Here is a 19,600-nt window from a genome sequence, read left to right as displayed (position 1 = left end):
ATGCGTGATTGATGCCAGAAACCGGAGTGCAGCGCACTCACAATCGCGTGCGCCTTCGGGACTGAAATCGCTGTGGTAAAGCGGCGGTCGGATCAATTTGTACGCTTTTTCAGCAAATATACATCCATGATCCAGCCGTGATCCGCCCGCGCCTGTGCCCGCGTCTCCAGAATCTGGTCAGCCACGTCGGTCAGAGCGCCTTTGATCAGAATTTCTTCCTTCATACCCACATAGGCGCCCCACCAGATGTCGTAATCGGCCATCTTAAGGCTTTGAAAAGAACATTCCCCATCCAGCATCACCGCGACTTTCGACACGCCGTTTGGCCAGCCTTCATCACGTATGCGCCGTCCGGTCGTAACCACGTATGGCGCGCCCAGATCATTGACCGGTATCGCATGCGCCGCCGTCAGTGCCTGCAGGGCGGTAATGCCGGGAATCACTTGGGTGGCTGGTTGTGGGTCCAGCCGCGACGCGATCCGCAGGGAGCTGTCATATAGCGACGGATCACCCCAGATCAGCAAAGCAACCTGGCGCGCATCAGGGTGAGCCTCGATCGCCTCGTGCCAGCGAACAGCAATCGCGTCATGCCATTCGTCAACGCCCCGCAGGTACCCATCATCAGCGCGCCGCTTGGGAATGTCGAAATATGCGATCTTTGGGGGCGTGTCGGTGACCTGCGCGATAATCTCTTCGCGTAACCCGGCCAGATCGGCTTTGTTTTCACCCTTTCGCGGGATCAGGATCAGGTCCGCATTCCGAATGGCCTGCGCGCCTTGAAATGTCACATGGTCCGGGTTGCCGGTGCCAATACCGATCAGCGACAGCTCATACATCATCGAACTCTGCCAGTGGCCCATAGAGGATCAGCGCTGGCGCCGTTCCGATTTCATCCGCCAGCTTTTCAGCCAACCCGCCAATCGTGGATCGGTGCAAAGACTGATCCGGCGTCGAGACCGCCTCGGCCATCAGTGCCGGTGTGTTCAAAGGCAGACCGTGTTCATGCAAGGTGCTGACCAACAAAGGGAAGGTGCGTTTGCCCATGAAGACGACGGTTGTGGCGTCCGGATCGGAGAGGGCGGCCAGGTTCAGATCGTCGGGCAGCTTGCCGCTGACGTCGTGGCCTGTGACGAACTGGACACGTCTTGCCGTCAGGCGCCGGGTTAGCGGAATACCTGCCGCCGCGGCCGCTGCTACGGCCGAAGGGATACCCGGGATGATCTCGTACTCGATCCCTGCCTCGCGCAGTGCCACCAGTTCTTCTTCCAGCCGTCCGAACAGCCCGCCGTCGCCGGATTTCAAACGCACCACGCGGGCACCGGTTTTGGCGTAATCCACCAGCAAACGGCTCACATGATCCTGCTTGGGCGAGGGGCGTCCGGCGCGTTTCCCAACTCCCACCAGATCGGCGTCCTCATGAGCGTGGCTCAGGATCGGGCCGCTGCTGAGGTCGTCAAACAGCACAGCATCCGCCTTTTGCATCCGGTCGACAGCCTTGAGCGTCAGCAATTCCGGATCACCCGGTCCAGATCCAATGAACGAAACAAAACCGCTCATGCCTGTGCCTCTGCGATCAGATGAAAGAATGTTCCGGTCACGTTGCCGCGTACCGAGCCTGTTTGTGGGCCTTCAACGCCTTCGGCATCATATACACGTGCCAAAGGCGCATCCGGTTGTTCTATGATGGACGAATAGTGGAACTCGTGGCCGCGCAAGGTCGTGTCAGTGGCGTAACCCGGCATGGGGGTCAGCAATTGCGCCTTTCGATATCCAAGGTTGAACTTGCGCTTTTCATATGACGTCACAAGCCCAAGCAGGCCTGCCATCCGATGTCGGACACCTTCCTTGTCGATCAGGGCCTCACCCAGCGCCATGTACCCGCCGCACTCGCCATGTACGGGTTTTGTTTCAGCGTGCTTGCGCAGGCCAGTCAAGAAGGTATCGGCAGAAGCCAGAGTGCCAGCGTGCAGTTCGGGATAGCCGCCCGGCAACCAAACCAGATCAGCCTCCGCTGCCGGGGCTTCATCGGCCAGCGGTGAAAACGGCAGAATTTCTGCCCCGGCCGCGCGCCAGCCTTCCAGCAAATGCGGATAGGTGAATGAAAAAGCGGCGTCCCGGGCCAACGCGATCCGTTGGGCGGGCGGCCGCGGCAGTGCGGCTGACGATGGCCCCTTGGGGCCTGAGGAAGCCGCAGCCTTGATCGCTTCAAGATCCACGTGCTCACGCAGGAAAGCGGCATACCCGGCAATAGCGCTTTCCAGATCGGGATGCTCAACCGCCTGAATCAGGCCGAGATGCCGTTCCGGCAGGGTCAAATCTCCACGCCGGGGCAGAACGCCAAGAACTGGCAGGCCCGCGCGTTCCATACCCAATCGGGTCAGGCGCTCGTGTCGGGGGCTGGCGCAGCGGTTCAGGATCACACCGGCAAAGGGCAGGTCGGGATTGTACATCCGAAATCCCAGCGCGGTCGCCGCCGCAGATTGCGCCTGACCGCCGACATCCAGCACCAGAACCACAGGCCAGCCCATGCGCTGGGCGGTTTCCGCGCTGGACCCATGGCCCAGCTCCCCCGGCTTGGCCACGCCGTCAAACAACCCCATCGATCCTTCAGCCACTACGATGTCTGCACCCTCGGCTTGCGAAGAAATCGCATCTAACAAGGGTTCGGCCATTGCCCAGCTGTCCAGGTTGAACGACGCCCGCCCGGCGGCGGCCCGATGAAAGGCCGGGTCGATATAGTCTGGCCCGCTTTTGAACGGCTGCACGGTCAGGCCGTCCTCTGCTAATGCGCGCAGCAGGCCCAGCATCACGGTGGTTTTGCCGGTGCCGGAAGACGGCGCAGAGATCAGAATTCCCGGTGGGTTAGTCATCCCCATGGCTCCAGCTTGACCAAGCGCTATCCGCGCTTTGCGGGCGATAGCGGCGGTCGTAATCTTTCGAATAAAGGCAGCTTTCGTCGAACCCTTCGCCAGCCAGTGCTGGTCCCACCAAGATCAAGGCGGTGCGAGAGATGCTTTCATCCAGCGCCTCTTTCAGGGTCGCCAATGTGGCGCGGATGATCCGCTCGTCCGGCCAACTGGCGCGATAGACGACGGCGACCGGGCAGTCCGCGCCGTAAGCGGGGGTCAGGTCGGCGATCACCTTGTCCAGATTCCCAATCGACAAGTGAATCGCCAGGGTTGCACCGGTTCGAGCAAAGTTCTCCAGCGTTTCGCCCTCGGGCATCGACGACGCACGGCCAGGGGTTCGGGTCAGAACAACCGATTGCGCCAATCCGGGCAGGGTCAGTTCGGTTCCCAACGAGGCCGCAGCGGCTGCAAAGGATGGAACGCCAGGCGTTACGCTGATCGGAATACCCATTTCTTTTAGACGTCGGATCTGCTCACCCATGGCGGACCAGACCGACAGGTCACCGGAATGCAGGCGGGCCACGTCCTGACCTGCCTTATGGGCAGCTTCGATCTCGGCCATGATCTGATCCAGATCCATCGGCGCGGTATTCACGATTTTTGCTCCTTCGGGGCAGTGGCCCAGAATCTCTTCCGGTACCAGCGATCCGGCATACAGACAGACCGGGCAGGACGCGATGATATCGCGTCCGCGCAGGGTCAGCAGGTCGGCGGCACCCGGTCCGGCGCCAATGAAATGAACGGTCATATCTGTCCTCCGATGGCGACGGCGCAGGTTGCAAGCCGGTCGTCCGAGATCTGTCTGGGAGAGGTCAGCCGCGCGCCGGGACCGGCGGCGGCAAGGGCGGATGCTTCGGCCACACTGCCAGTGCCATATGTGGCGCGGCTGCGGTTCGAGCAGGTGAGAGTGCGCTGTCCGGCAAGATCGGCTGGCGCGATGAAATGCAAGGGCAGGGCCGTGGCTGAGGCGAATTCAGCCAGCGCCGCGTGGCCGTTCTTGTCCGCAACCGTGGCCAGCGCGTCCACATTTTGACCGGCGCTTGCCGTTTCAAAGGCTGTGCGCAGGCTGTCGACGGTGGCTGTCGACGAGAATCCAAGCCCCGCCACGATCATAAGGTCACGCTCCACTGCACGACCGGATAGGCGGATTTCCAGCCACGCCGTGGACCCAAGGCCGAGGCTTGCGCCAGTTCGATACGCAAAAGTTCTCCGCCCAGCTTGTCCTGCCACTGCGCCAGCACGGCCTCGCTTTCCAATGTCACGGCGTTGGCGACCAGCCGTGTGCCAGCTGGCAGAGATGTTTGCAGCCATTCCAACAAGTCAACGCTCAGACCGCCTCCGATAAAGACCACATCCGGCAGCGGAAGGCCGTCCAGCGCGTCCGGAGCGGTGCCATGCACCACGCTCAGACGATCCTGCCCCAACGCATCCGCGTTACGACGAATGCGCTCTGCACGATCCTCAAGGGGTTCGATCGTAGTTGCGGTCAGGGTCGGGTCACACATCAGCCATTCGATGCTGATCGAGCCGGTTCCGCCGCCGATGTCCCATAGGTGTTCCCCGCGCTTGGGGGCCAGCGCCGACAGGGTCAGTGCGCGTACAGGTCGCTTGGTGATCTGTCCGTCGGTTTCGAAAATCTCGTCCGGCTTGCCGGATGCTTTTGGCAGAGCCTGACCTTGGCCAGCAACCTCAAGCCCGACGCAGACCGGGTGGTCGAACCCGCCCAGCAAAGCCTCGGTCAGGGTCACACTGCGCGACCGTTCACGCGGGCCGCCAAGGGCCTCCATGACGTGCAGCTGGGTATCGGCAAAGCCTGTTTCGTTGAGGTACGTCGCAAGCTCGGCAACAGCCGCCCCATTACGCAGCAGCAGAATGGCGCGCAACCCGGGTGCCAGATGGGGCCGCAGTCGCGTAAGCGGTGCTGCGTGCAGGCCAAAGGTTTGTGTGCTTTCCAACGGCCAGCCCAGACGGGCGGCTGCCAGCGAAAAGGTGGATTGACCGGGCAGGGCGACCCACTCTCCGACGTCGAAATTGCGGGCAATCACAGACCCGGCACCGAACCAGAACGGATCGCCTGAGGCGAGAACAACCGTCGGTCGCCCCCGAAATCCGGTCAGAATCGGCAGCCCGTCGGAAAAGGGCACCGGCCATTCCACGCGCTTGGCACCTGTGTCTGGGATCAGAGACAGGTGCCGCGGTGGACCCATGATGATTTCAGCGCGTTCCAGCACTTGACGGCTTGCGGGCGGCAGTCCATCCAGTCCATCTTCGCCCAAGCCCAGAACGCTTAGCCACGGAGCCTCATGCATGACCAACCTCCTGATCCTTGGCGGCACGACCGAGGCTAACGCGCTGGCCAAAGCCGTGGCCGAACAGGGTATTCCGGCGACCTATTCCTACGCCGGGCGCGTTGAAACCCCGCGCCCGCAGCCCTTGCCAGTGCGCGTCGGAGGGTTTGGCGGCCCCGAAGGGCTGGCAAGCTTTTTGGAAGACAATGCGGTTACGCATGTTGTCGATGCCACTCATCCCTTTGCAGCCCAGATGAGCCGGAACGCCGTTGCGGCCTGCCGTAAGACCGAAGTACCGCTGGCTGCGCTGACCCGCCCGGTTTGGCGCGCGCAGGAGGGTGATCGCTGGCATCACGTTGCCGACATTCAAGCCGCCGTTGCCGCCTTGTCCGGCCCGGCCCAGCGCGTCTTTCTGGCCGTGGGTCGGATGCACCTTGAGGATTTTACCGCCCAGCCCCAGCACCACTATCTGTTGCGGCTTGTCGATGAACCGGATGGCCTGCCGCTGCCGCATTGCGACGTGGTTGTCTCGCGTGGGCCGTTCACCGAGGCCGACGACCGCGCGCTGATGAAGCAGCATGGCATCGAACTGGTCGTGTCCAAGAACGCGGGCGGCACCGGAGCACGCGCCAAGCTGGATGCCGCGCGGGCGTTGGGCTTGCCGGTGCTGATGATCGACCGTCCGGCCCTTCCGCAAAGGACCGAACTGTCGAGTGTGACGCAGGTTCTGGACTGGTTGGCTCATTTTTGATCCTTGGCCGGAGTGAACCTCGGGGTATAGACGATCGGGGTGCTGTCGCGTTCGATCACGCGGGTCAGGGATGAACCCACAATGACCACCGTCTGCATGTCGGCCATGTCCGGTGTTGCCTCTGCGAGGGTTGAAATGCGGATCGCCTGATCCGGACGTGACACCGCGCGGGCGAACAGGATCAGACGCTCGGGCTCGCATTCTTCGCGCAGGATTTCCAGTGTTTTGACAAAACCTTCGGGGCGGGACTTGGACCGCGGATTATAGAACGCCATCGCAAAGTCGCCTTGCGCCGCCAGGCGCAACCGCTTTTCGATCAGGGACCAGGGTTTGAGATTGTCGCTGAGGTTGATGGCGCAGAAATCATGACCCAACGGCGCACCGGCTCGCGCCGACGCCGCCAGCATCGCGGTGATCCCGGGCAGTACGTCAATGGGGATTTCGCGCCATTCAGCCGGGCCATTCTCCAGCGCCTCAAATACTGCCGCTGCCATCGCAAAAACCCCCGGATCGCCGGAGGATACGACGACCACCCGTTTCCCTTCGGCTGCCATCTGCAGCGCGTGCTGAGACCGGTCGATCTCAACCCGGTTGTCGCTGGCGTGCAGCGTCAGGCCGGGGCGTTCCGCCACACGCGCGACGTAGGGGATATAGCCGACCACATTCGTAGCCTCGGCCAGCGCGGCCGAAACTTCGGGCGTCACCAGTTCTTCGTTGCCGGGCCCAAGGCCCGCAATCTTGATCCAGCCGCTCATGGCCGCCGACCCTGACCATGCACGATGATGATCGAGAAATAAGGAGTGACCTTGTCGCAGGCCTCGGACAGTTTTGTCACCGTCTGGTTCGGCATTTGCGCGAACTCCACTATCCATGCGCGGTCATACAGACCGGCCGTTTTCAGGGCCCGCTTCACCTTGTCGATATTGCGCCCGATCTTCATCACCACCAGCGCGTCCGTCTGCGCCATGCGCCGTGCCAGATCGTCCTCTGGCAGGGTGCCGACAAGTACGGTCAACACGTCATCGCCCCATGTGATTGGGTCGCCGGTCGCCGTCCACGCGCCGGACATGCCGGTGATGGCGGGAACAACTTCGACTTCAGCTTGATCGCGCAAGCGGCTGTAAAGGTGCATGAAAGACCCGTAGAAGAACGGATCGCCTTCGCACAGGACCACAACCGCCTCGCCCTGATCCGACAGCGATTTCAGATGCGCTGCGCATTCCTCATAGAATGCCGACAGCAGCTCGTTATAGCGCGGGTCGGTTACTGGGATTTCGGTGGTCACGGGGTATTCCATCGGGAACTCCACCGCATCTCCTGGGATCATGCCGTTGACGATTTTTCGTGCCTGGCCGCTGCGACCCGGTTTGCGGAAAAAAGCCACGTGACGCGCGTTTCGCAATAGCCGGTCGGCACGAACGCTCATCAAGTCCGGATCACCGGGGCCGAGGCCCAACCCGTATATCTTGCCCGCGCTCATTCCGCGCGGCTCGCGATGGCGTTGATGGCTGCAACGGTGATGGCGCTGCCGCCCAGACGGCCTTTGACGATGCAGGACGGCACGGGTTGTGCTTCCCACAGCGCGTCTTTGGACTCGACTGCGCCGACAAATCCGACCGGGCAGCCAATGATGGCGGCGGGGCGCGGGCAGTCGGGGTCTTCCAGCATGTTCAGTAGGTGGAACAGGGCAGTCGGTGCGTTGCCGATAGCCACCACCGCTCCTTCCAGTTGCGGACGCCAAAGCTCCAACGCGGCGGCCGAGCGGGTGTTGCTCATTTCGGCGGCTAGCGGACGCACACGCTCGTCATGCAGGGTGCAGACCACCTCGTTGTCTGCGGGCAGTCGGAACCGGGTCACGCCTTCGCTGACCATTCGCGCGTCGCATAGGATTGGCGCGCCGTTTTCCAGCGCGGCACGAGCTGCCGTCACAAAGCCCGGCGAGAAATGCAAGAACTCTTCCAGACCGACCATTCCGGCGGCGTGGATCATGCGCACAGCGACCTGTTCTTCGTCGACGTCAAAACGAGCCAGATCAGCCTCGGACCGGATCGTGGCAAAGCTCTGTTTATAGATCGCCGCGCCATCGGTTTCGTATTCATAGGGCATCAGGTCAGGTCCATAGTCTTAAGTGTTTCGGGGCTTAGCCCACGCTGGGAGGGCTCATCCCCCGCGCGGCCGTTTTTGACAAGATCAAATCGTCCGTGATTGCCGACCAGAGTGACATTTGCGGGTCCCATGCGGGCACACCCTTTGGAGCAACCAGAGACATGCAGGCTGCCTGCGACCCGACTGGCCAATGCACGCGCAATAGCGCGGGTTTCCACCTGCGCCTGCGGGCAGAACGGCGCCCCGGGGCAGGCGTCGGTCGTCATTAGCGGGTCGGTGCCTTCCGTGACAAAGTCAGAGGCGGGTATCGCCGCCCCGCCTTCCAGCAGGAACAGCCGCCACGGTGTGACCCGCAGGGCAGAGGCACCGCTGTCTTCGATCAGCTCATGCAGCTTTCGTGCAGGCAATTGCCCGAACGCGGCACCATAGAGGGCCCCCAGCGGGCAAACAGTCGGTTGTAGCGGGTTGACTGTCGGTCCGGGAGCACTGCCTTGCCAGATTTCTGGCAGGTCCGTGGCGGCGACAAGTCGCGCCATTCGACGGGTATCAGGGGGGTGGTTTTCGGCAAACCACCGTGCCAGTTCGATCAGTTGGTCGATGGCCTCGGTTTCTTCGACAGCTCGTCCCGTAGTTGCGCCATCGGCACGCAGCACCAGCCCATCCACACCGGTTTCCAGTCGGATATCGGCCGAGTCTTCTGATAGCAGCCGCGCGGGGCCGGTGTCGATTGCGAACCCGAACTTGGCCGGCAGTGCGGGCAGTTCGCCCAAACGGTCGATCAACTCCTGCGTCAGCCGTGCGGTGAGGTCGCCCGATTGATACAGTGGCGAGACAAGGATGTTGCGGCGCACTTCAATGCCCGGCTCGGCATCCAACAGGTAGAGCGAGGCCAACTCCTCAAGCAACAGTTGGTGGTCGTCTTCCTTGACCCCGCGCAATTGCAGATTGGCCCGATTGGTCAGGTCGATGGTGCCGTTGCCAAAGCGTTCAGCCAGGTCACACAGGCCAAGCGCCTGTGCGGCACTAAGCCGGGCTAGGCGCGGGCGTACCCGAACAACCAACCCATCGCCCGACATCATCGGTCTGTGGGCACCCGGGCACCAACCCTGGACAATGGGGGCGCTCATCCCAATCCCTCCAGATCGGCTCGGATCGAGTTCCGGCGTGTGTTCCAAAGTCCTGCCTCCAATAGCGCGCGGAACCGGTCCTGCATGGCCTGATGCGCTTGCGGGTTGGCCTCTTGCAGGAAGGCATCCACCTCGGCGTCGCCCAGCGTGGCGTCGTGGTAAAGATCGAACAGGTGCGGCGCGACCGTGCCGGACAAATGCGCGAACGACGCCATGTGATCCAGTGTTGCGGCGATCTCAGCCGCCCCCCGGAATCCATGCCTTTGCATTCCTGCGATCCAGCCCGGATTGGTGGCGCGGGCGTGGACGACGCGGCTGATCTCTTCGGGCAGGGTGCGGGCGCGCGGGTTTTCGGGGTTGGTATTGTCCAGATGATACAGTTGCGCGGTGCCACCGGTGATCTTCTTGGCAGCCGCAAACCCGCCCTCATGGGTGGCATAGTCATTGGCCAGCAGTAGGTCGGTTTCAGTCAGGTCCTGCAGGTGGACGAAACTATCCGCATTGGCGACGCGCTGAGTGATCCCGTCCTTGTCCTGCGCGATATGCTCACCTTCCAGCGCGAAGGAACTGGCGTCCAGCCAGGCCTGCCCGGCCTGTTCGCGCGCCTCGTCGGTGTAGGTTTCAGACAGATGCGTCATGTTCAGGCCATAGCTGCCCGGCGCCGGGCCATAGACGCGAGCTGCCGGAACCTGCCCCGCATAGGGGTTCCAATCTGGCGCCTCATCACGTTCGCACAATGCGCGAACCGCCTGTCCATAAAGCGCCGAGAGCGTCGGAAATACGTCCCGGAACAGGCCCGAGACACGCAGCGTGACATCCAGACGTGGGCGGCTGAGATCGGTGATCGGCAGTATCTCGATGCCGGACACCCGCTCGGATCCCTTGTCCCAGACCGGTTTCGCGCCCAGCAGGTGCAACGCCATTGCGAATTCCTCGCCAGCCGTCCGCATGGTGGCAGAACCCCACAGATCGACAATCAAGCCCTTGGGATATTCACCTTCTTCCTGCAGATGTCTACGCACTAGTTCCTCGGCCAGTTTCACGCCTTGGGTATATGCGGCGCGAGTAGGCACCGAACGCGGATCTGTTGTATAAAGGTTTCGTCCTGTGGGCAGCACATCCGAGCGGCCCCGATAGGGCGAGCCCGATGGTCCGGCCTCGATCCGTTTCCCGGCCAGTGCATCGATCAGGGCGCTGCGTTCGGCATGGGCCGAGGGCGCAGGGTCGAAATTGCCCGTCACCTCTGGCACGCGGCCAAAGATATGTAGGCCGTCGCCGAATTGGCTTTCCTTTATGTCGCAGACAAATCGGTCGATGCGGGTGATTGCCTCGGCGGAGCAGGTGGCCTGGTCAAGGCCAAGATCAGTCTCCAGCCCGATGGCCTGCGCCTCGTCGCGGATATCCTCTTGCAGGCGGTCGCGGCGTTTGGGGTCAAGCCCGTCGGCGTTCGAGAACTCATCCAACAGCGATTCAAGCCGCACCATCCGATCCGGCGTGCCGCTTTCTTTCATCGGGGGCGGGATGTGACCCAGCGTGACCGCCCCTATCCGGCGCTTGGCCTGAGCGGCCTCGCCGGGGTCATTGACGATGAAGGGGTAGATCACAGGCAGATCGCGGATCAGCGCTTCGGGCCAGCATTCGTTGGACAGGGCGACCGACTTGCCTGGCAGCCATTCCAGCGTTCCGTGGGCCCCGATATGGATCAGCGCATCGGCACCAAGGTCTTTTCGCAGCCACATGTAAAAGGCGACATAGCTGTGGCGCGGGGTGCGCGACAGGTCGTGATAATCGTCATCGCGCAACTCGGGCGTGCCGCGTTCGGGTTGCAGCGCGACCAACGCTTTGCCCCGACGTACCGCGGTGAAGTGGAATGCGCCATTCGCAAAACTCGGGTCGTCTTCGGGCTTGCCCCAGACGGTTTGCAGATCGGTTCGCAATTGGACCGGCAGGTCAGCTAGCGCGCTGAGGTAATCCCGCAGCGGCCACGAAATTTGGGCGTCCAACAAAACATCCGCAATCGGCTCTGCCGGGGCGGTGTCATAACCTTCGCACTGCAGATCGGCCAGCATCGCCTCGGCCGAGGCCAGCGCATCGAGGCCGACTGCATGGGCCATCTGCCAATCCTTGCCTGGATAAGTGGACAGCACCAACGCCGGGATTTGGTCGGACTTTGGCTTTTCGTTCAGGTTCAGCCAACCAGTCACACGATCGATAATCGCTTCGATCCGTTCAGGCTCAGCCCGGTGGGCAAAACGGGAATACTCCAAGTGCGGATCGCGTTTCCCGGGCTCTTTAAAAGAGGCGATCCCGGCCGAAATCCGACCGTCCACTTCGGGCAGCACCACATGCATGGCAAGGTCGGCGGGGGACAGGCCTCGCTCCGCCTCAGCCCATGCTTTGCGGCGCGAGGTCGCCAGAGCAACCTGAAACACCGGCACACCTGCCACATCGAGCGGAGAGGTTCCAGACGCGCCCTTGCCCGAGAATGAGGTGGCGTTGATGATCGCGGATGGGCTCAGGTCAACGATCTGTTCGCGCAGCCAGTCGGCTGCTGCAGGGGCTTTCAAAGATGGCGCGAACAGCCCAACCGCGTCCAGACCACGGTTCCGCAAGTTGCGGATCAGGGCTGCGACTGGCGCGGTATCCGCCGAGGTCAAGTAGGCCCGATAGAAGCTCACAAGGATGCGCTTCGCGTCGCCCGAGAACGCCTTGTCCACCGGGATGACGCCACGATCCGGGCACCACGCGCCACATTCCGGCAGGGTTTTTGCACCCATCACCGGCCCGGCATAAAGCCCAGCCGCCAGAGCCATTTGTGCCAAAGCAGCTTGCGCAGCAACTTCTCCGCCGGTGTCGCAAAGATGCGCCAGCCGCCTCAGGGTCGAGACAGGCAGCGTCGAATAGTCGTCAAGCCGTGGGTCTTCCCGCCCGTCGGCTGGCAGAACGGCGAGGGCGATGCCTTTGGCCTGAGCCAGCGAAAGAACCTGCTGCAGGCCGTAAGACCAGTAGGGTACGCCACCGATCAGACGGATCAGAATGCCTTTGGCCCCGTTAAGCGTCTGCTCGAGATAGGTGTCGACGGACAGCGGGTGCTTGAGTGCCGTCAGGTTGGCCAGCCGCATCGTGGGCATCTGCCCCTCGGGGCCGCCACCGCGGTGCCAGCCTGCTGCGAAAGCGCCGAGGTCGCTGTCCGAAAAGGACAGCACCACCAGATCCGCCGGGCTCTGGCCCAGATCGGTTGGGGTCTCGGTTTCTTCTAACCCGTGGCTTTCGCGGAAGACGACGTGCATGGCTTACTCGGCGGCCTCGGCTACACCCACGAGAATATCGCGGATTGCGGCCTCTTTGATGTCGTCATGCTCGGCGATCACGACCAGACGCGAGCGGCGCTCTTCGCCGGGTTCCCATGGGCGGTCGTATTGGTGACGTACACGGGCACCTACAGCCTGAACCAGCAGACGCATCGGTTTGCCCTGAACTGCGGCATAGCCTTTGACGCGCAGGATGTTCAGCTCGTTCGCAAGACGTTCGATATTGGCGACCAGCGCGGTCGGGTCGGTCTGTTCCGGCAACTCGACAATGATGCTTTCGAAATCGTCATGCTCATGATCATGGTGGCCGTCGTGATGCGACGGACGGGCGTCCATGTCATCCTCGGCGGCGGCCTCAAGGCCTAGTACGACGCGGACGTCCACGGCACCTTCAGCCACTTCGACCACGGGTAATGGACGCGGAGCCTCGGCTGCGATGATCTCCTTGGCCTTGGCCACGCCTTCGGGGCCAGCCAGATCGGGCTTGGTCAGTAGGATGATGTCGGCGCAGGAGATCTGGTCTTCGAATACCTCAGACAGGGGCGTTTCGTGGTCGATCGAGTCATCGGCAAGACGCTGCGCGTCCACCGCTTCGACATTTGGCGCAAAACGCCCAGCAGCTACAGCCTCGGCATCTGCCAGAGCGATCACGCCATCCACGGTGATCTTGGACCGGATGTCGGGCCAGTCAAAGGCCTTCAGCAGCGGCTTGGGCAGAGCAAGGCCGGACGTTTCGATCAGGATGTGATCGGGGCGCGGCTCCAGCGCCATCAGCGCCTCGATGGTGGGGATGAAGTCATCGGCTACGGTGCAGCAGATGCAGCCGTTGGCCAGTTCCATAATATTTTCCGCCGGGCAATCCGGGATCGCGCAGGATTTCAAGATGTCGCCATCGACGCCCACATCGCCGAACTCGTTGACCACCACGGCCAGACGCTTGCCCTGTGGGTTCTGCATCAGATGCTTGACCAGCGTGGTCTTGCCCGAGCCCAGAAAGCCGGTGATCACAGTGACGGGGAGTTTTTCGAGATTGCTCATTTCAGGGCTCCAATCGGGGGAATACGGGCCGCACAATTTTTGCGGAAGTGTTCGGGGCGTTCACGCCATTTCACCAGGCCATCTTCCGTGGCGAGATACTTGGTTGCACCGTCAACAATGGTCTCGACATGATCGGTTTCGTTGAGGTGCTCATAGACAAATGTCCAACGGTCCGGGCCTCCGCGCAGCACGATGGAGCAACCCTCATCGCAGTTTGACAGGCATTCAACGGCTTTCAGAGTGATGCCTTCGGGCAAGTCGGCCTGTTCCAGCGCTTTGTGCAGCAATGCGCCGGGTCGTTGCGCATCGTCTTCGACAGGCAGGCCACGGCGGCACGTGGTACAGACCAGCAGCTCGACCGGTGCGGTCGCGGTCATGTCTCTCATCCCCCCAAATCCTCTTCGTGGGGGACGGGGTTTCATGCGGGCCACGTGTTGCGACATGGACCCGACACCGGAACACCCCGTCCGGTTTCATCTACGGGCGCTGGCAGGTCTCCCGGCTTGCAGATGTCAGGGCTTCGGCCCTGTCGGATGTCCCGCCTTCCCGGCCTTTTGGGCCAGTGGCTTTGGGCACCCTCTCCGGTCACGGTCGCGGGGGCGGCTGTGCTTGGCGGTAGATCCGCTGCACATTCCCTTTTCATCCATCCGAAGATGGACACCAACGAAAGGGACATGCGGCACGGGCAGGGGGCTTGTCAAGCGCGAGCAGGATGCAGAAAACGCGCAGGTCGGAAAAGCGACAAGCCAGTGTCAGTCAGCGGCATCCGCAGCCAGGCGATCACGCAGCCAGGCACAAAACACACCCGCTGCGGCGGATGAGCGCGTGCGCCCGGGCGCGGTGATCAGATAGTGCGATTGCGCAAACGGAATCGCTGGGCCTGCAATTTCTATCGGCGCGCCCTGAGCAATGGAATTTTTAGCGAATCTTTCCACAATGGTCGCGCAGCCTGCACCGGCCATCACCAATTGCAATGCGGCGACGGATGTATCGACCGAATGAAGGGATGTTTGCTTGGGTGGCTCCATATCATGAGCGTGAAAGTAGCCTGCCCAGTTGTCCTCGTATCCGAGGATGTGAATCAGCGGCCCTTGCCGGAGGTCCAGCAAGCTTGGGTAAGCCTTTCCGACTCGGCAAACCGGCACCAGATTCTCATCGGTCAGCTTTTCGGAGATGACCCCCGGCCAATCGCCGTAGCCCATCCGAATTTCGACATCCACATCGTTTGGCGCGATGCTGTCATTCCAGATGTGCGATACCAGCCGAACGGGAATGTCCGGGTATTGCGCGTTGAACGCGGGCAGTTCAGCGGCAATCCAATAAGTTGCCGTGGAAATCGCGGCCCGAACTGTGAGCGTTTGTCGGGACGCAGGACCAAACAAACTGTTGGTGGACAGCGCGATGTCACCCAAGGCCCGCCGAACCGTCAAAGCATAGGATTGCCCCAGCTCGGTCAACTCGAGCCGTCGTGCATTTCTGGTGAACAGGTTTTGACCAAGTTCCGCCTCGAGGGATCGAATGTGCAGAGATACGGCTGTCTGGGTCAACCCAAGTTCCCGTGCCGTGGTGGTGAAATTCAGGTGCCGAGCGGCGCATTCAAAGCTGCGCAGCCATGCAGGGTTTGGAAGCCGGTCCATTTATCACCAAAAAATTTTTGCCATAAAGCGGATTATTATTCGTTTTGCTTTTGAAATTGCAACGTCGATACTCGGTTAACAGCATCGCAGACGCACACTTTCGGGAGGGAAACATGAAAGTCGGCTTTATCGGATTGGGAAACGTTGGCGCAAAACTGTCGGGATCGCTGCTACGCAACGGCGTGGACCTCTCGGTCCATGATCTTAACCCGGATCTGGTGCAGAGCTTCGTGGCCAAAGGTGCCAAAGCAGCCGAAAGTCCGGCGCAACTGATGCGGGATTGTGATGCCGTCATCACCTGCCTTCCTTCCCCTGCAGCCTCTGACGCCGTGATGCGGGAAATGTTGCCCGAAGTTGGCCCCGGCAAGATCTGGATGGAGATGTCCACGACGGACGAGGCCGAGGTAAAACGACTGGGCGCGATGGTGATTGAACGCGGCGGTGCTGCTGTCGATTGCCCGGTTTCCGGTGGCTGTCACAGGGCCGCAACGGGTAATATTTCGATCTTTGCCGGCTGTGATCGCGCGACGTTTGACAAAATATTGCCATTCCTGACGACGATGGGGCGGCGCATCCTGCACACGGGCGAACTTGGGTCCGCGTCTGTTCTGAAAGTCCTGACGAACTATCTGGCAACCGCAAACCTGATCACTTGTGCCGAAGCACTGGTGACCGCCAAGGCAGCAGGCATGGACCTCAACACGACGTATGAGGCAATCAAAATCTCGTCGGGCACATCGTTCGTACACGAAACAGAAAGCCAGGTAATCCTGAACGGCTCGCGTGATATCTCGTTCACCATGGACCTCGTGAAAAAAGACATCGGCCTGTTCCAGGAAGTCGCGGACCGTGCGGGAGTGCCCCTTGAAATAAACCCGGTGATGATCCGGATCTTCGAAGACGGAATCGCCAGGTACGGGGACCGCGAACTTTCGCCCAATATCATCAAGCGGCTTGAGGAGGCGACGGGTCTGGACATCCGCGCCCCGGGCTTCCCGCCCGAAATGCTGGACGATGAGCCGGAAGAGGCGGGCTATGAGGTTGTGCCGCAGGGACGTGAGGCCGTGTGACGCACGTCACCTTTCACTGGAAAGTCCCATCTAATCAGGAGAGTGGAGGCGAGTACCGGAATCGAACCGGTGTACACGGATTTGCAATCCGCTGCGTCACCACTCCGCCAACTCGCCTTTTCAAGTAAAATCAAATACTTGCCGTGGTGTGACAGGCGTTTTAGCAGCTTTCGGCAGGGGCGTCCAGAGGGGCAAACGCAAATTTCGGGGTCGGGCGTGAACTTCGTCTTGGGTTGCGACGTTATATCTTGCGATAATTGGAAAGTTTCGGTGTCGGAGCCGTTGCCGGTTTTCCAAGGATGTGGCAAAACTCGATCACCTAAGGGAACAGAACGAGCGATCCAATGACAGATTTCGCAGCCCGGCGCCGGACGATGGTTGATACGCAGGTACGCCCCTCTGATGTTACCAAATTTCCTATCATAGATGCGATGCTGACCGTAAAGCGCGAGAATTTCGTGCCGGATGCGCAGCGCGAAGCGGCTTATGTCGAGGGGGTGATCGATCTGGGTGAGGGTCGCTGCATGCTGGAACCCAGAACACTGGCCAAAATGTTGGACATTCTGAATATTTCCAACGACGAAGCGGTTTTGGATATCGCCCCTGCCATGGGATACTCGACCGCTGTTGCCGCGCGAATGGCACAGCTTGTCGTTGCCGTCGAGGAAGATGAAAACCTGGCTGCCGAATCTCAGTCGATTCTGCTGGAAGCCGACGCCGACAACGCGATTGTCCACGTTGGTCCGTTTGAACAGGGTGCGCCCGAGCATGGCCCATATGATGTCATCATGATTCAAGGTGGGGTTGAACAAGTGCCGGACGCATTGCTCGCGCAACTCAAGGATCATGGTCGTATCGCGTGCCTTTTTGTCGAGGGAGAGCTGGGTACGGTCCGGATTGGCCACAAGTTTGGTGATCGTGTGACCTGGCGGGACGCGTTCAACGCCAATGCGCCGATTTTACAGGCATTTTCCACGAACCGTGCATTTTCGCTATAGTTTGGCGGCAGATTGTTCTGCCGTCTTGATTAGTTGAACACAAACGCGCAAACTGTCGTCAGGGCAGCGTAATTTTGATTTGAGAGGATTTCGTTATGAGTTCTATGGCGGGAGGGAAGCTGGTCAAGGCGCTGGCGGTTACGGCAGGGGTCGCACTCAGCATGGTACCAGGGCGTGCGGTTTGGGCGGATAACATTACCGACGCATTTATCGGCGCGTACAACACCAGCGGTTTGCTGGAACAGAACCGTGCGTTGCTGCGTGCGGCAGACGAAGATGTCGCGATCGCATTGTCGGCACTTCGGCCGATCATCAACTGGACGGTTCGTGTCAGCAGTGACTATACCCGACGGAACATCGACAATGTCGTAACCAGAACCGATCCGAACAATTTTTTCACCGGACTGACGCTCAGCCAACTGCTCTACGATGGCGGTGCTGCTGTATTGGGCAAGCAATCGGCGCAGGAAACCGTTCTGTCCACACGGCAGACCCTTCTGGATATTGAACAGCAGGTCTTGTTCCGGGGCGCAAACGCTTATCTGGAGGTTCTTCTGCAGGAAGAAACGGTTCAGATTCGACTGAACAACGTCGATGTTTCGGCGGAGGAACTGCGTGCGTCGCAGGACCGGTTTGACGTAGGCGAAGTGACACGAACAGACGTCGCGCTGTCTCAGGCGCAGCTTGCAAGCTCGCAAGCGGATCTGGCGGTGGCACGCGGTAACCTGGACACAGCGCAGGCAGAATATGTGAACGCTGTTGGCAAATCGCCCGGACGGACCGCTGGTCAGCCGAGCCTACCGAACCTGCCAGGCTCGGAAGCGCAGGCCGTCAGCCTGGCACAACGCAATCACCCGGCCATTCTTTCGGCACAGCACCAGGTGCGTGCCTTCGATCTGATCGTTGCCCAGCAGCGCGCCAACCTTGGTCCGAATGTCAGCCTTAACGCTGATGCGGGGATCACGGAAAGCTATGACAACGATGACAACATCGAGGACGCAACGGTTTCTCTGGATTTCACCCAGCCGATCTATGCCGGTGGTCGTCTGGCCGCAAATGTGCGCCGGGCAATGGCGACACGGGATGCATCGCGCGCAAACCTGCTGAACGTGCAGAAAGACATCACTCAGGGCGTTACCGAAGCCTACGCTCGCTTCCAGGCCGCAACTGCAAGTCTGCGGGCGTCGACCGAGCGGGTTCGCGCATCGCAGGTTGCGTTTGACGGTATCCGCGAAGAGGCAACCCTGGGCGCACGAACCACGTTGGACGTCCTAAACGCTCAGCAGGACCTTCTGGACGCGCAATTGGCCGAGGTTGCATCGCGGATTGAACGGTCGCGGGCAGCTTATCAGCTGCTGCAGGCGCAGGGTCTTCTGACGGCCGAGCGTCTTGGACTGGCCGTACAGATTTACGATCCGACGCTGTACTACAATCTGGTCAAGCGCGCACCGGCTCAGGTTAGCAAGCAAAGCAAGGACCTCGATCGCGTTCTCAAAGCATTGCGCCGCGACTAAGGGCCAATACTCCCTGTTGTTACGCCCGTTATGTTTGGCTACACTCAATCCTGAGGATAGAGCGGTAGAGAACAATGACGGATAAAGTCGCAAACAGCGGAGTGGAGGACGTGCTGTCCTCGATCAAACGGCTGGTCGGTGAAAAAGGTCAAAAAGCCTTGGATACGATGCCCCCGTCAATCGCCCGCAAGCCCGGGCGATTGGTGCTTACAGATGCATTGCGCGTTGGCGGGACGTCCAGTGTTCAGGACGGACCAGAAAACGAGGCTGAGGCCAAAGAGGGCTACGCCGCCGACGCGTCGGTCAAACCGATGCTCCTGCGCGCATGCGACATCGTTAATCGCGAAGATCCCGCCAACAAAGAACCGTCCGAGTCCGAAGCTCCCAAGGACCCCACCAACAGTCTGAGCGCTAAGATCGAAGCCCTTGAGGCCGCGATTGCCCGAACCGAGGATCAGTGGGAACCCGATGGCGACAGCGAAGATGAGTATTCCGGATTTCCGGCGAAATCCCTTCATTTCAGTGCGCAGACCGAATTCGCCGACGCCGTGCAGGAACCGGCAAAAGAAACTGCCGTAGAAGCTGAGGCGAATGAGGTCGTCGCCACCACCAAAGCGACTTTTGTTCGTGACCCCGAGGTAACCGCCGCGGCCCCGGCGCCATCCAAGGAAGACGCCTCGGAAGACCTTGCGTCAATGGAAATGGACCAAGAGGCCCTTCGCAAACTTATCGCGCAGGTTGTGCGCGAAGAATTGCAGGGCGGGCTTGGCGAACGCATCACCCGGAATGTGCGCAAGATGGTACGGCGCGAGATCTACAAGGCACTGGCCGAGCAAGAGCTCGAGTAACCC

Annotated in this window: 19 protein-coding genes, 1 tRNA gene and 1 riboswitch; of the genes, 5 read left to right on the top strand and 15 right to left on the bottom strand. The window is 60.9% G+C overall.

What is annotated here, in order from left to right; all coding sequences use genetic code 11:
- Nucleotides 1-92: 92 nt before the first annotated feature.
- Genes cobF through cbiE form a run of 6 tightly spaced genes read right to left on the bottom strand, consistent with a single transcriptional unit; the run spans nt 93 to nt 5,218 of the window.
- Nucleotides 93-836, bottom strand: a complete 744-nt coding sequence (cobF, locus tag ACR0J0_RS02685) for a precorrin-6A synthase (deacetylating) (protein WP_480661216.1) — start codon at nt 834-836, stop codon at nt 93-95.
- Entirely contained in the window at nt 829-1,557 is a 729-nt protein-coding gene (gene cobA / locus ACR0J0_RS02680) for a uroporphyrinogen-III C-methyltransferase (RefSeq protein WP_480661135.1), read from the bottom strand. Before cobA ends, cobF begins: the two co-directional genes overlap by 8 nt.
- On the bottom strand, nt 1,554-2,876 hold the full coding sequence (locus ACR0J0_RS02675) for a cobyrinic acid a,c-diamide synthase CobB (protein ID WP_480661133.1): 1,323 nt from the start codon (nt 2,874-2,876) through the stop codon (nt 1,554-1,556). Before ACR0J0_RS02675 ends, cobA begins: the two co-directional genes overlap by 4 nt.
- Nucleotides 2,863-3,657 (bottom strand): precorrin-4 C(11)-methyltransferase, encoded by a 795-nt coding sequence (cobM, locus tag ACR0J0_RS02670; protein WP_480661131.1) that lies wholly within the window; start codon nt 3,655-3,657, stop codon nt 2,863-2,865. Before cobM ends, ACR0J0_RS02675 begins: the two co-directional genes overlap by 14 nt.
- Entirely contained in the window at nt 3,654-4,022 is a 369-nt protein-coding gene (locus tag ACR0J0_RS02665; protein WP_480661215.1) for a cobalamin biosynthesis protein, read from the bottom strand. The genes cobM and ACR0J0_RS02665 overlap by 4 nt, the downstream gene beginning before the upstream one ends.
- Nucleotides 4,019-5,218, bottom strand: a complete 1,200-nt coding sequence (gene cbiE / locus ACR0J0_RS02660; RefSeq protein WP_480661129.1) for a precorrin-6y C5,15-methyltransferase (decarboxylating) subunit CbiE — start codon at nt 5,216-5,218, stop codon at nt 4,019-4,021. Before cbiE ends, ACR0J0_RS02665 begins: the two co-directional genes overlap by 4 nt.
- On the opposite strand from cbiE, the gene ACR0J0_RS02655 reads away from it, so the two are divergent.
- Complete coding sequence (locus ACR0J0_RS02655; RefSeq protein ID WP_480661128.1) at nt 5,217-5,948, top strand: cobalt-precorrin-6A reductase; 732 nt, start codon at nt 5,217-5,219, stop codon at nt 5,946-5,948. The two genes, cbiE and ACR0J0_RS02655, sit on opposite strands and share 2 nt — an antisense overlap.
- On the opposite strand, the gene cobJ is transcribed toward ACR0J0_RS02655, so the two are convergent.
- The 8 genes from cobJ to ACR0J0_RS02615 form a co-directional block, all read right to left on the bottom strand.
- Entirely contained in the window at nt 5,939-6,703 is a 765-nt protein-coding gene (gene cobJ / locus ACR0J0_RS02650; RefSeq protein ID WP_480661126.1) for a precorrin-3B C(17)-methyltransferase, read from the bottom strand. The genes ACR0J0_RS02655 and cobJ overlap by 10 nt on opposite strands.
- On the bottom strand, nt 6,700-7,428 hold the full coding sequence (locus ACR0J0_RS02645) for a precorrin-2 C(20)-methyltransferase (RefSeq protein ID WP_480661124.1): 729 nt from the start codon (nt 7,426-7,428) through the stop codon (nt 6,700-6,702). Before ACR0J0_RS02645 ends, cobJ begins: the two co-directional genes overlap by 4 nt.
- Nucleotides 7,425-8,054 (bottom strand): precorrin-8X methylmutase, encoded by a 630-nt coding sequence (locus ACR0J0_RS02640; RefSeq protein WP_480661122.1) that lies wholly within the window; start codon nt 8,052-8,054, stop codon nt 7,425-7,427. The genes ACR0J0_RS02645 and ACR0J0_RS02640 overlap by 4 nt, the downstream gene beginning before the upstream one ends.
- Nucleotides 8,054-9,181, bottom strand: a complete 1,128-nt coding sequence (gene cobG / locus ACR0J0_RS02635; protein ID WP_480661120.1) for a precorrin-3B synthase — start codon at nt 9,179-9,181, stop codon at nt 8,054-8,056. The genes ACR0J0_RS02640 and cobG overlap by 1 nt, the downstream gene beginning before the upstream one ends.
- Nucleotides 9,178-12,471: a cobaltochelatase subunit CobN gene (gene cobN, locus ACR0J0_RS02630; RefSeq protein ID WP_480661118.1), complete on the bottom strand. Its 3,294-nt coding sequence runs from the start codon at nt 12,469-12,471 to the stop codon at nt 9,178-9,180. Before cobN ends, cobG begins: the two co-directional genes overlap by 4 nt.
- Nucleotides 12,472-12,474: 3 nt before the next feature.
- Entirely contained in the window at nt 12,475-13,530 is a 1,056-nt protein-coding gene (cobW, locus tag ACR0J0_RS02625) for a cobalamin biosynthesis protein CobW (protein ID WP_480661116.1), read from the bottom strand.
- Nucleotides 13,527-13,907, bottom strand: coding sequence for a DUF1636 family protein (locus tag ACR0J0_RS02620; protein WP_480661114.1), 381 nt, complete (start codon nt 13,905-13,907; stop codon nt 13,527-13,529). The genes cobW and ACR0J0_RS02620 overlap by 4 nt, the downstream gene beginning before the upstream one ends.
- Before the next feature lie 94 nt (nt 13,908-14,001).
- Nucleotides 14,002-14,210: riboswitch (cobalamin riboswitch) on the bottom strand.
- A gap of 72 nt (nt 14,211-14,282) precedes the next feature.
- Nucleotides 14,283-15,167, bottom strand: coding sequence for a LysR substrate-binding domain-containing protein (locus tag ACR0J0_RS02615; RefSeq protein WP_480661112.1), 885 nt, complete (start codon nt 15,165-15,167; stop codon nt 14,283-14,285).
- 113 nt (nt 15,168-15,280) lie between these two features.
- Here ACR0J0_RS02615 and ACR0J0_RS02610 point away from each other — a divergent pair, with 113 nt between their 5' ends.
- Nucleotides 15,281-16,237: an NAD(P)-dependent oxidoreductase gene (locus ACR0J0_RS02610; protein ID WP_480661111.1), complete on the top strand. Its 957-nt coding sequence runs from the start codon at nt 15,281-15,283 to the stop codon at nt 16,235-16,237.
- Nucleotides 16,238-16,280: 43 nt separating this feature from the next.
- On the opposite strand, the gene ACR0J0_RS02605 is transcribed toward ACR0J0_RS02610, so the two are convergent.
- Nucleotides 16,281-16,354 (bottom strand) — tRNA-Cys (locus tag ACR0J0_RS02605).
- 227 nt (nt 16,355-16,581) lie between these two features.
- Between ACR0J0_RS02605 and ACR0J0_RS02600 the strand changes: the two genes are divergently transcribed.
- The 3 genes from ACR0J0_RS02600 (at nt 16,582) to ACR0J0_RS02590 (ending at nt 19,597) form a co-directional block, all read left to right on the top strand.
- Nucleotides 16,582-17,235 (top strand): protein-L-isoaspartate O-methyltransferase family protein, encoded by a 654-nt coding sequence (locus ACR0J0_RS02600; RefSeq protein WP_480661109.1) that lies wholly within the window; start codon nt 16,582-16,584, stop codon nt 17,233-17,235.
- Nucleotides 17,236-17,330: 95 nt separating this feature from the next.
- Nucleotides 17,331-18,749: a TolC family outer membrane protein gene (locus tag ACR0J0_RS02595; RefSeq protein WP_480661107.1), complete on the top strand. Its 1,419-nt coding sequence runs from the start codon at nt 17,331-17,333 to the stop codon at nt 18,747-18,749.
- 74 nt (nt 18,750-18,823) lie between these two features.
- Nucleotides 18,824-19,597: a hypothetical protein gene (locus ACR0J0_RS02590; RefSeq protein WP_480661105.1), complete on the top strand. Its 774-nt coding sequence runs from the start codon at nt 18,824-18,826 to the stop codon at nt 19,595-19,597.
- Nucleotides 19,598-19,600: the final 3 nt, after the last annotated feature.

The sequence above is a fragment of the Ruegeria sp. BF12 genome (genome assembly GCF_056538705.1).
Note: the sequence above shows the minus strand (reverse complement) of the source record. Positions and strands in the feature narration are given on the sequence as shown.

What these genes read in the sequence shown, in the direction of transcription:
- cobF (WP_480661216.1), bottom strand. Translation starts at nt 836, where the DNA reads ATGTATGAGCTGTCGCTGATCGGTATTGGCACCGGCAACCCGGACCAT.
- cobA (WP_480661135.1), bottom strand. Translation starts at nt 1,557, where the DNA reads ATGAGCGGTTTTGTTTCGTTCATTGGATCTGGACCGGGTGATCCGGAA.
- ACR0J0_RS02675 (WP_480661133.1), bottom strand. Translation starts at nt 2,876, where the DNA reads ATGGGGATGACTAACCCACCGGGAATTCTGATCTCTGCGCCGTCTTCC.
- cobM (WP_480661131.1), bottom strand. Translation starts at nt 3,657, where the DNA reads ATGACCGTTCATTTCATTGGCGCCGGACCGGGTGCCGCCGACCTGCTG.
- ACR0J0_RS02665 (WP_480661215.1), bottom strand. Translation starts at nt 4,022, where the DNA reads ATGATCGTGGCGGGGCTTGGATTCTCGTCGACAGCCACCGTCGACAGC.
- ACR0J0_RS02655 (WP_480661128.1), top strand. Translation starts at nt 5,217, where the DNA reads ATGACCAACCTCCTGATCCTTGGCGGCACGACCGAGGCTAACGCGCTG.
- cbiE (WP_480661129.1), bottom strand. Translation starts at nt 5,218, where the DNA reads ATGCATGAGGCTCCGTGGCTAAGCGTTCTGGGCTTGGGCGAAGATGGA.
- cobJ (WP_480661126.1), bottom strand. Translation starts at nt 6,703, where the DNA reads ATGAGCGGCTGGATCAAGATTGCGGGCCTTGGGCCCGGCAACGAAGAA.
- ACR0J0_RS02645 (WP_480661124.1), bottom strand. Translation starts at nt 7,428, where the DNA reads ATGAGCGCGGGCAAGATATACGGGTTGGGCCTCGGCCCCGGTGATCCG.
- ACR0J0_RS02640 (WP_480661122.1), bottom strand. Translation starts at nt 8,054, where the DNA reads ATGCCCTATGAATACGAAACCGATGGCGCGGCGATCTATAAACAGAGC.
- cobG (WP_480661120.1), bottom strand. Translation starts at nt 9,181, where the DNA reads ATGAGCGCCCCCATTGTCCAGGGTTGGTGCCCGGGTGCCCACAGACCG.
- cobN (WP_480661118.1), bottom strand. Translation starts at nt 12,471, where the DNA reads ATGCACGTCGTCTTCCGCGAAAGCCACGGGTTAGAAGAAACCGAGACC.
- cobW (WP_480661116.1), bottom strand. Translation starts at nt 13,530, where the DNA reads ATGAGCAATCTCGAAAAACTCCCCGTCACTGTGATCACCGGCTTTCTG.
- ACR0J0_RS02620 (WP_480661114.1), bottom strand. Translation starts at nt 13,907, where the DNA reads ATGACCGCGACCGCACCGGTCGAGCTGCTGGTCTGTACCACGTGCCGC.
- ACR0J0_RS02615 (WP_480661112.1), bottom strand. Translation starts at nt 15,167, where the DNA reads ATGGACCGGCTTCCAAACCCTGCATGGCTGCGCAGCTTTGAATGCGCC.
- ACR0J0_RS02610 (WP_480661111.1), top strand. Translation starts at nt 15,281, where the DNA reads ATGAAAGTCGGCTTTATCGGATTGGGAAACGTTGGCGCAAAACTGTCG.
- ACR0J0_RS02600 (WP_480661109.1), top strand. Translation starts at nt 16,582, where the DNA reads ATGACAGATTTCGCAGCCCGGCGCCGGACGATGGTTGATACGCAGGTA.
- ACR0J0_RS02595 (WP_480661107.1), top strand. Translation starts at nt 17,331, where the DNA reads ATGAGTTCTATGGCGGGAGGGAAGCTGGTCAAGGCGCTGGCGGTTACG.
- ACR0J0_RS02590 (WP_480661105.1), top strand. Translation starts at nt 18,824, where the DNA reads ATGACGGATAAAGTCGCAAACAGCGGAGTGGAGGACGTGCTGTCCTCG.